The organism is Synechococcus sp. R3-13 (genome assembly GCF_047462195.1).
Classification (GTDB): domain Bacteria; phylum Cyanobacteriota; class Cyanobacteriia; order Thermostichales; family Thermostichaceae; genus Thermostichus.
The window spans coordinates 1-5,105 of the sequence record NZ_JANSIO010000051.1; the positions used below are offsets into that span (position 1 = coordinate 1).

At 61.4% G+C, this 5,105-nt stretch carries 6 protein-coding genes and 1 pseudogene; 3 read left to right on the forward strand and 4 right to left on the reverse strand.

Features of this window, described 5'->3' with window-relative positions:
- From NW856_RS01675 to NW856_RS01690, 4 genes and pseudogenes are all read right to left on the reverse strand, one after another.
- Nucleotides 1-212, reverse strand: a pseudogene (locus tag NW856_RS01675) (Hsp70 family protein); the annotation flags it as partial.
- Nucleotides 212-775, reverse strand: coding sequence for a hypothetical protein (locus tag NW856_RS01680; RefSeq protein WP_414398770.1), 564 nt, complete (start codon nucleotides 773-775; stop codon nucleotides 212-214). The gene NW856_RS01680 and the pseudogene NW856_RS01675, both read right to left, overlap by 1 nt.
- A gap of 48 nt (nucleotides 776-823) precedes the next feature.
- Nucleotides 824-1,366, reverse strand: coding sequence for a hypothetical protein (locus tag NW856_RS01685; protein ID WP_414398772.1), 543 nt, complete (start codon nucleotides 1,364-1,366; stop codon nucleotides 824-826).
- A 259-nt stretch (nucleotides 1,367-1,625) separates the two neighbouring features.
- Nucleotides 1,626-1,985, reverse strand: a complete 360-nt coding sequence (locus tag NW856_RS01690; RefSeq protein ID WP_414375464.1) for a hypothetical protein — start codon at nucleotides 1,983-1,985, stop codon at nucleotides 1,626-1,628.
- Nucleotides 1,986-2,195: 210 nt separating this feature from the next.
- On the opposite strand from NW856_RS01690, the gene trpB reads away from it, so the two are divergent.
- The 3 genes from trpB (at nucleotide 2,196) to NW856_RS01705 (ending at nucleotide 5,023) form a co-directional block, all read left to right on the forward strand.
- The gene (gene trpB / locus NW856_RS01695; protein ID WP_011433122.1) at nucleotides 2,196-3,473 is read left to right on the forward strand and encodes a tryptophan synthase subunit beta; all 1,278 of its coding nucleotides are present in this window, start codon (nucleotides 2,196-2,198) and stop codon (nucleotides 3,471-3,473) included.
- 151 nt (nucleotides 3,474-3,624) lie between these two features.
- Complete coding sequence (locus NW856_RS01700) at nucleotides 3,625-4,269, forward strand: AMMECR1 domain-containing protein (RefSeq protein ID WP_414398773.1); 645 nt, start codon at nucleotides 3,625-3,627, stop codon at nucleotides 4,267-4,269.
- A complete protein-coding gene (locus NW856_RS01705; protein ID WP_011433124.1) occupies nucleotides 4,259-5,023 on the forward strand; it encodes a pantothenate kinase in 765 nt (254 codons plus the stop codon). The genes NW856_RS01700 and NW856_RS01705 overlap by 11 nt, the downstream gene beginning before the upstream one ends.
- The last annotated feature ends 82 nt before the right edge of the window (nucleotides 5,024-5,105 follow it).

The following is a 5,105-nucleotide window of genomic DNA, read 5'->3' on the forward strand; positions in this document are numbered from 1 at the left end:
GCCCCCCACCGACCGGCGCGCACGGTTTCCCCCACCAGGAGCTGGCCTTTTCCCTTCACGTAGACCAAGCTGGGAATAGCCGAGTGGTCTGGGCGAGAGAGGCCGGGAAGAGTGAGGAGACGGGGCACTGCTTGGGCGGGATCCCAAACTGCCACCACCGTGTTGCTGGTGCCAAAATCAATGGCTAGGGTCGCTTTGGGGGCAGGTGCCATCAGCTCAATCCTCCAGGCAGGGAACGGCTGACTTTGGCTGGGCAGAGGATGTGGTCACCGCGGCGGTAGCCGACAAAGCGAATGTAAACGGGATCCCCCTTTTGAATATCCAGCTGATCCGGTTGATGCAGTTGCGGATCAAAGGGGACGGACTCCAGGGGGTTGCCGATGGGCTCATACCCCCAGCGCTGCAGCAGAGCGTCTAAGGATCGAAACAAGGCAATCACGTTTTGGGCCGGCCAATCGGGCTTGCGCTGGGCAATCTGGCGGACAGTGGGGTAGCTGGTGAGCAGCGGCTGCAGCAGAGAGAAGAGGACTTCTGAGGAATCGGTGGCTCCCATTTTGTCGTTCCCGTTGAGGCGCAGTAGGGATCCCAAATCCCACTGCAGGGCGGCAGCCAGCTTTTGGAGCTGCTCCAGGCGCAGGGATCCCCACTTCCCTCGGCGCACCTGATCAAGGGCGCGGCGGCTGATCCCGGCCTGGGCCTGTAAAGCCCGCCAAGAAGACAGGCCAACAACCCGCATGCGTTCCTGCAGCCAACTATCCAGCGGTCTCTCGGCCATTGGGTTTTGCCAGGGATCCCTACGATCATGCCCCAACTTGGGTCTAGCTCAGGGATCGGCAAGGCGCAGGGAACGGGCTATAGCTTCCACATCTCGGTCATAGCGCTCGCGCCGGCTGGCCGGGTACACGAACTCAAAGCCAGCTTGCAGCGAAGGGCGGACAACTGTTTTGAGATAGAAAATCCGCTGGCCAAAGGGCTCCGCACCGCTGACACGAACGGGCTCGTAGCCGGAGACCACAAAGAAATCCCGGCCAACAGCTTGGTAAGTAACCTGGCGCTGGTTTTCCCGGCTGCGGCGAAGTTCTTCCTGCAGGGCGCTGGCAGGGGTTTCTTGAAAGATGTTGTACCCACCCCAAGCGCGCAGCTCAGCCCCGTCTTGACCGAGAAACACTTGGCCATCGCCGTTGTCCGATTCCCCTTGCGGAATGAAGTCTGCCGGGTAGTCGATGCGGTAGCCAAAGCGGGCGTTGACGTAGGGCTGGAAACCGGCTTGGGCAACGGGAAGGGCGGGGGCGGGAGCAATGACGGGGATCCCCGCTCCTAGGATCAGTCCGGCAAGCAGACAAGCTAGGCGAGCAGCAGACTTCATGGTTTTGATTGCTCTAATCTGTAGCTATCCTAAGCTCTCTCACCTCCAGCCCCTCTCCTAGGGGGACAGAATTTGGTTTGTCCAAGCTCTTTCCCAAAAGACAAAGGGAATAGGAATCCAAGTTTCACTGCCGTTGAGAATGGGTCGGTTGCGCCGCTTGTATCTGGGTGCCACTTGAAATAGTAGGTATAGCATCTTTTTCGAGAGTTTGAAATAAAATACCGATTTTTGGGCCACTATTTTGTTTTGTCGACCAAGTTTAAGTTTGCCGATCAACATCAGGGTTTTGGCCGGAGCGCAGCCGTTCAATTTCTTCTCTTGCCCGCTGGATAGCGCCGCAGTTGTCTACTGCTGCCCAGGTGGAGGCCAGAAACAGTCCGGGTAGGGAAACCTCTCCCTCGTCGTCGCTAAACAACACGCCAAGGAAGAAACACCAGCCCAGAAAAACCATCAAAGCTTTCCACCGCCGCGTGTAGAGGTAGGCTCCGAAGGCAAGCAGAATAGACAGAAGGATCACCATCCCCTCGGACTTTTGAGAAAGGGCATAGGTGCGCCGCACCTCTTCATCTCTGCGCTTTTGATCTTCTTGCTGGAGCAACTCTTGCAGATGCTTGTCCATAAGGCCGCCTCAAAATCGGACGGCCTTATCTTAAAAATCCTGGGAAGACCCTTGTTCAAAACAACTTTTCGGGATCCCTGTTGGGGGAGAACGGCAGGAAAAGAGAGGAGAGGTTGGCCACCCCCCCTTCTCGAGTTCCCAACTTCTGTAGAATGGGAAAGCTCGTCTCAATCTCTTATTGCAGGCTACAAGGCCCGGACGGACTCTGCCATGACCTCAGCTTCTTTTGCTTTTTCCCCTCGTGTTTTGGATCCCCTTGACCCGCAGGTGCGTCCGGATCCCCAGGGGCGGTTTGGGCCGTTTGGGGGTCGGTTTGTGCCGGAAACCCTGATGAGCGCCCTAACGGAGCTGGAGGAAGCCTTTGAGCATCACTGGCGGGATCCCGACTTTCGCGCCGAGTTTCACAACCTGTTGCGGGATTTTGTTGGGCGGCCCAGCCCCCTCTACTTTGCCCAGCGGCTAACCGAATACTACGGCGGCCCGCAGATCTACCTCAAACGGGAAGATCTCAACCACACCGGCGCCCACAAGATCAACAACGCCCTTGGCCAAGTGCTGCTGGCGGTGCGCATGGGCAAGCGGCGGATCATTGCCGAGACTGGCGCCGGCCAACATGGGGTGGCCACGGCAACCGTGTGCGCCCGCTTTGGCCTAGAATGTGTCATCTACATGGGGGCGCTGGATATGGAGCGGCAGGCCCCCAATGTGCAGCGGATGCGCCTTTTGGGCGCTGAGGTGCGGGGAGTGGAATCGGGCACGCGCACCCTCAAAGACGCCCTCTCTGAGGCCATCCGCGACTGGGTAACCAACGTGGAGACCACCCACTACGTCATCGGCACGGTGGCGGGGCCCCACCCTTACCCGAAGCTGGTGCGGGCCTTTCACGATGTCATTGGCCAGGAGACGCGGCAGCAGTGCCAGGAAAAATGGGGAGGGCTGCCGGATGTGTTGCTGGCCTGTGTGGGGGGTGGATCCAACGCGCTGGGGCTGTTCAACGAGTTTGTCCGGGATCCCCAGGTGCGGCTGATCGGCATTGAAGCTGCCGGAGAAGGGCTGCACACGCCCCGCCACGCCGCTACCCTCAACCGCGGTCGCATCGGGGTCTTGCACGGGGCGATGAGCTACCTGCTGCAGGATGAAGAAGGTCAGGTGCAGGAGGCCCACTCCATCAGCGCTGGCTTGGATTATCCTGGCGTGGGGCCAGAGCACAGCTACCTAAAAGAAATCGGGCGGGCCGAGTACTACGCGGTTACTGACGACGAAGCGGTGGAAGCGCTGCTGCTGCTGTCGCGCCTGGAGGGGATCATCCCCGCCCTGGAGACAGCCCACGCTCTGGCCTATCTGAAAACCCTGGCCCCGCAGCAAGGACTCCGTCCCGCTAACGCGATCGGCCCTCAGCAGCGGGTGGTGGTCAACTGTTCTGGGCGCGGCGACAAGGATCTAAACACCGTTTTCAAGTATTTGCAGCAGCGGGGACGTAGCTTTTAGAGTACGGTTGTTGTGACCACCAACGGGATTCTCTTGGGTGTTCACCTGCCGAGTTCACTTCACGGTTCGATTGCTGGGTCTTCAAGGACTCCGTCCCGCTAACGCGATCGGCCTGCTCCTGGCTGCAGGGCTGGGGTTGTGGACGGGATCCGTGGGTGGTCCGCACCGCTGGCACAACCGCACGGGCGAGACGGAGTTCAATAAGGACTCCGTCCCGCTAACGCGATCAGCAGGGATCCCCTCTCCCAGCCGGCGACAACCTCTCCCTGACACCCTGCCGGCACTGGCGCGTCAGGCCATTGCCTACTACTTCGCCACCGGCCAGGTGCTGCCACCTCCAGACGAGATCCCGCCCCACTGGCGGCGCTCTGCGGGGGTTTTTGTAACGGTGAGTACAGAGGGTCGGCCCCGTGGCTGCTGGGGCAGCTTGGATCCCAGCGGCGAGGACCTGGTCAGGGCCACCATCCGGGCGGCGGTGGGGGCTGTGACCCGCGACTGGCGCTACGTGCCTCTGCGACCTGGGGAGCTGGAGTCAGCAGCCATTCAGGTGGCCATTGTGCGGCGGGTGGTGCCCATTGCGTCGGCGGGACGGAGTCCTTTTGCCGCTGTGGAGCAGGTGGATCCCACCCGCATGGGCCTATTTGTCCGCTCTGGAACCCGGGGAGCGGTGTTGCTGCCGGGAGAGGCTTTGACGACAGAATGGCAGCTTGCTACCGCTAAGAGGTTGGCCGGGATCCCTGCCGACCAGCCGGTGGAGCTGTTTCGCGTGGAGGCAGAGCTGTTGCATGAGTTTTGAGGAGGGGGCAGATCTCAACGCTTCGCACTGTTGTCGTGAGTGGCTGGCAGCCGTGCTGGGCAACACTCACGTGCGCTGGGGTTGGTTTGTGGAGGAGACCCTGGTGAAGGTGGAGCGGTTTCCTGCTCACCAGCCCTTGTCCTGGCCGCAGCAGACAGAGCTGTGGCTGGCTCCTGTGGGCTCTGCCCCCCTGCCGCCAGCATCGCCCTGGGTGCATCAGTTGGAGCTGTCGCAGGTGCCGCTGCGGGATCCCTACCCGGGGTTGGGGCTGGATCGGGCCTTGGCCTTGTGGGCTGCCGGGATCCACTACGGCTGGCCCTGTTTGGTCATCGACGCGGGTACTGCCCTGACCCTCACAGGAGCTGACTCTGAAGGATCCCTGGTGGGAGGGGCCATCTTGCCCGGCCTGGGGTTGCAGGCGCAGGCGTTGGCTGATCACACAGCCCTGCTGCCCAAAGTGCAGTGGGATCCGCAGGATCCCTTGCCCCCTCGCTGGGCCAACGACACCGTGGCTGCCATCCGCAGCGGCATCCTCCACACCCTCTTGGCTGGCTTGCGCGAGTTCATTGCCGACTGGCGTCGCCGCTTTCCCCAAGGCCCCCTGCTGCTGACCGGCGGGGATGGGAAGTGGCTCCACCCTCACTTGGGCCCGCTTGACCCAGAGCTGCGCTGGGATCCCCACCTGGTGTTGCGGGGAATTGCCGGCTGCCGCCAGCTGCACCGCACTGCCCGCCACTCCCCTAGTGCAGAATAGAAAACAGTCTCTCCCAGCCGCCTGCGAGTAACGGCTTCTTGCTTGGGGATCCCATGGCCAACGGCAACTCCTTCGGTGTCCT